The sequence below is a fragment of the Mycobacterium sp. genome (genome assembly GCF_035653355.1).
In the GTDB taxonomy this organism is placed as follows: domain Bacteria; phylum Actinomycetota; class Actinomycetes; order Mycobacteriales; family Mycobacteriaceae; genus Mycobacterium.
On record NZ_DASRBZ010000345.1, the window covers coordinates 1 to 4,411 of the forward strand.

General features: G+C 67.6%; 3 protein-coding genes. 1 reads left to right on the plus strand and 2 read right to left on the minus strand.

Annotated features, from left to right (window positions below):
* Nucleotides 1–1,917 (plus strand): M13 family metallopeptidase (locus VFA16_RS12085; RefSeq protein ID WP_324968040.1); only part of this gene is annotated, 1,917 nt, incomplete at its 5' end.
* A 6-nt stretch (nt 1,918–1,923) separates the two neighbouring features.
* Here VFA16_RS12085 and VFA16_RS12090 read toward each other — a convergent pair.
* On the minus strand, nt 1,924–2,955 hold the full coding sequence (locus VFA16_RS12090; RefSeq protein ID WP_324968041.1) for a L,D-transpeptidase: 1,032 nt from the start codon (nt 2,953–2,955) through the stop codon (nt 1,924–1,926).
* Between the two features lie 142 nt (nt 2,956–3,097).
* Nucleotides 3,098–4,324, minus strand: coding sequence for an MFS transporter (locus VFA16_RS12095; protein WP_324968042.1), 1,227 nt, complete (start codon nt 4,322–4,324; stop codon nt 3,098–3,100).
* Between the last annotated feature and the right edge of the window lie 87 nt (nt 4,325–4,411).

The window sequence follows — 4,411 nt, forward strand, 5'->3', positions numbered from 1 at the left end:
GACCTCTTCGGCCACGTGAATGGCCGCTGGCTGGCCGAATACGACATTCCGCCGGATCGCGCGATCGACGGCGCGTTCCGGTCGTTGTTCGACCGAGCCGAAGCCCAGGTCCGCGACCTGATCACCGAAACGGCTGCCGCCGCTGCTGAGCGGGCCACCGACGAACAGCGCATCGGCGACCTCTACGCCAGCTTCCTCGACGAAGAGACCGTCGAACGCCGCGGTGTGCAACCGCTGCTCGAGGAGCTGGCGGCAATCGACGACGCCGCCGATTCCGACGCGCTGGCGGCCGTGCTCGGCGCCCTGCAACGGACCGGCGTCGGCGGCGGCGTCGGTCTCTACGTCGACACCGACGCCAAAAATTCCACCCGCTACCTGCTTCACGTCACGCAGTCGGGCATCGGGTTGCCCGACGAGTCCTACTACCGCGACGAGCAGCACGCGCAGATCCTGGCCGCCTACCCAGGCCACATCGCGCGGATGTTTGCGCTGGTCTATGGCGGCGACGCCCAAGACCACGTCGAGACCGCGGCGCGCATCGTGGCGCTAGAGTCCAAGCTGGCGGCGGCGCACTGGGACGTGGTGAAACGCCGAGACGTCGCCCTGACCTACAACCTGCGCACCTTTGCCGAGGTGCAGGCCGAGGCGGCCGGATTCGATTGGGCCGGCTGGCTCAGCGCGCTGGGCAGCACTCCGGAGCTGGCAGCGGAACTTGTTGTGCGCCAACCTGATTACCTCACTGCGTTCGCGCAGCTCTGGGGCAGCGAGCCTCTCGACGAGTGGAAGCGTTGGGCCCGTTGGCGGCTAATGCACTCCCGAGCTGGGATGCTCACCGATGCGCTGGTAAGCGAGGATTTCGACTTCTACGGTCGCACGCTAACCGGTGCCGAGCAGATTCGCGAGCGCTGGAAGCGCGGCGTATCGCTGGTGCAAAGCCTGATGGGTGACACAGTCGGAAAGCTCTATGTACAACGGCATTTTCCGCCGGAAGCGAAGGCCCGCATCGACACCTTGGTCGACAACCTGCGTGAGGCCTATCGGATCAGCATCACCAACCTGGACTGGATGACGCCGCAAACCCGCGAGCGTGCGCTGGCCAAGCTCGACAAGTTCACCCCGAAGGTCGGCTATCCCAACAAGTGGCGCGACTACTCCACGCTGGTGATCGACCGCGGCGACCTGTACGGCAACTACCGGCGCGGGTACGCGGTCAACTACGACCGCGAGCTGGCCAAGCTGGGCGGACCCGTCGATCGTGACGAGTGGTTCATGACGCCGCAAACGGTCAACGCCTACTACAACCCCGGCATGAACGAAATCGTCTTTCCCGCAGCCATTTTGCAGCCGCCTTTCTTCGACGCCGATGCCGACGACGCCGCCAACTACGGTGGAATCGGCGCGGTGATCGGACATGAGATCGGCCACGGCTTCGACGACCAGGGCGCCAAATACGACGGTGACGGCAACCTGGTCGACTGGTGGAGCGACGAAGACCGTGACGAGTTCGCCGCCCGCACCAAAGCTTTGATCGAGCAGTACGACGCCTACACCCCCCGGGGGCTCGGCGACGGCCACCACGTCAACGGGGCGTTCACGGTCGGCGAGAACATCGGCGATCTGGGCGGGCTGTCGATTGCGCTGCTGGCCTACCAGCTGTCGCTGAACGGCAAGCCCGCGCCGATCATCGACGGCCTCACCGGTGTGCAGCGTGTGTTCTTCGGCTGGGCCCAGGTGTGGCGTACCAAAGCCCGCGAAGCCGAGGCGATCCGACGCCTGGCGGTCGACCCGCACTCGCCGCCGGAGTTTCGGTGCAACGGCGTGATCCGCAACATCGACGCGTTCTACGACGCGTTCGAGGTCACACCCGACGACCAGCTATACCTGCAGCCGCAGCGCCGCGTGCACATCTGGAACTAAAGCGGCTTAGATCTGCCAGTCGTTGGAGCCGTCGTTCTTGCTGTAGGTACCACCGCTGGAGTTCTTCACCACGATGGGATCACCGCTGCCGAAGTTGTCGAAGAACCACTTCGCGTTGGCCGGGCTGATGTTGATGCACCCGTGGCTGACGTCGCGCACACCCTGATCGGCCACCGACCACGGCGCGCTGTGCACGTAGTCGCCGCTGTTGTCGAACTGGACGGCGTCCTGAACGGTGACCTTGTAGCCGTACGTGGAGTTGACGGGCACACCGTAGGTGGATGAATCCATCACCACGGTGGCCTTCTTGTCGAGCACGTAGTAGGTGCCGTTCGGGGTCTGGTGGCCGCCCGACGACATCCCCATCGACATCGGGATGGTCTTTTCCACCTTCCCGTTGCGGGTGACGGTCATCGTGTGGCTGGCGTCGTCGGCCGTGGCCACCAGCGCGTCACCGGTGTGGAAGTCCGACACGGTGCCGGCTGCGTCGATGTGGACCGCGGTGTGGGCGGGCCAGAAGCTCAATGGACGCCACCGCACCTGGGTCGGAGTCATCCAGTAGAACTTGCCGGGCACTGGCGGCTCCGAGGAAATGTGGATCGCTTTTTCGGCCATCGCCTGGTCGGCGATGGGCCGCTGGAAATTGATGACGATCGGCTTGGCCACACCGACGGTCGCGCCGTTGACCGGGCTGAACGACGGCGGCAGGAACGGCGGCTCACCTACGAACGGTGTGGGGTCCTGCCCGGCGGCGGGCCCGGACGGTGTCGCAACAGGCTGGGCCGGCGCCGCCGGCGGCGGGGCGGCTGGGTCGCCGGGAGGCGGTGGTGCTGCCAAAGGATCACCTGCAGGCGGTGCCACGGGCGCGGCGGGCGGGGGCGGTGGCGGTGCGTCACCCGGGCCCGGGTCGACAACGCCCGGATCACCGGGCGGCTGGTCGGGGTCGGCCAGCGCCGGGCCGGTGCCCAGCACCACCACAGCAGCCAACGCGCCCGTGCTGAGAGCGGCGAGAAGCGTGCCTCTCGTCGATCGCGACATATGCATACCTCCAGTCACAGTCTGCAGCCCAGTGTCGCATAGCCCCGCAGCCGACTTTGCCTGCAGCGACCGCCGAACGGCCGGAGAACAGCCCCATAGTGCCGTCTGACCTGCAGTGTCGATCGCCGGCAAGCGGCCGCTGTCACGGCCGCTCGGCCAGTTGAGCGACGTCGAACAGCTGCCGGCTGGCCGCCATGCCACCAAGTGCGGCACCCATCAGGACCGCCGAGGCGGCCAGCATCACCGGCACGCTGCGTTCGTAGAGCAGTCCCCCGGCCAACGAGCCGGCCATGATGCCGACCTGGAAGGCCGCCATATACATGCCGGATGCACCGTCAGGGTCGTCGGCTCCGGCGCGCATCGCCGCGGCTTGCAGCATCGGGGACACCGCGTTGGCCGCGGCGCCCCACAGCGCGATGGCAGCAGTGCCGATCAGCGCGGTCGCCGTGGTGGGCGAGCCGAACGACAATGCGGTCAGCAGGAACAACGCCGCCCACAGGCCGCCCATGCAGCTGACCACGGCGGCTTTGGGCCGACGGTCCGATGGCCAGGCCACCACCGGCATCGCCAGCAGGCCGGCAATCCCGTAGGCGGCCAGCAGCCACGCCAGATTCGGACCGCGCACTCCGACGACGTCGCGGATGACCACCACGATGTACGTGTAAGCGATGTAGTGGCCGGTGACGGCGACCAACGTGAGCAGGCTCACCCGGATCAGCCGCCTGTTGCGGTGGTGGCGGGCCCGCGGGCCGACGGTGGCGAGTTGGTCGTCGGTGAGCACCATCGCCGGCAATACCGCCCAAGCCGCGACAGTGACGGCTGCCGCCGCCGCGGTGATGCACACGACCGCCAGCCGCCAGCCCCACAGCAAGCTCATCGCCGCAGTCGCCGGGCTGCCGACCACGACGGCCAGGCTGATGCCCACATACACGACCGTCGTCGCGCGTCCCGAGTGGCTGGCCGGCACTAGCCGAGTGGCGATCGGGGCGACCACCGACAACATCAGGCCATGGGTGACCGCGCACAACACCCGGCCGAGGGCCAGCATCGAGAAGGTGGGCGCCACGGCGGAGATCGCCTGCGAGGCAGTCAGGCACACCAAAGTCACCAAAAGGGTCCGTCGCCGCGGCCAGTGCGCGGTCCAGCGCACCAGCGGGATCGTGGTCACCGCGGCGACCAGTGCATACCAGGCCAGCAGCGTGCCGACCAGGGGGACGCTGACATGCAGGTCGCGGGCGATCGCAGGCAGCGCACCGACTGGCAGGATTTCAGCAGTGACGTAAATAAAGGCGGCAGCCGCCAGCACGGTCAACTGAACCGCGATCCGCGGGGTCCATGGCCCGGCGCGGCCGCTGTCGGCGCCGATCATGCGGGCTGCAGCGTCGAGTGGGCGGCGGCGCGATCGCGCCGCTCCCTCGGTATGCGCCTGCCCCACGGGCACTACTCAACCATGGGT

What these genes read in the sequence shown, in the direction of transcription:
- VFA16_RS12090 (WP_324968041.1), bottom strand. Translation starts at nt 2,955, where the DNA reads ATGTCGCGATCGACGAGAGGCACGCTTCTCGCCGCTCTCAGCACGGGC.
- VFA16_RS12095 (WP_324968042.1), bottom strand. Translation starts at nt 4,324, where the DNA reads ATGATCGGCGCCGACAGCGGCCGCGCCGGGCCATGGACCCCGCGGATC.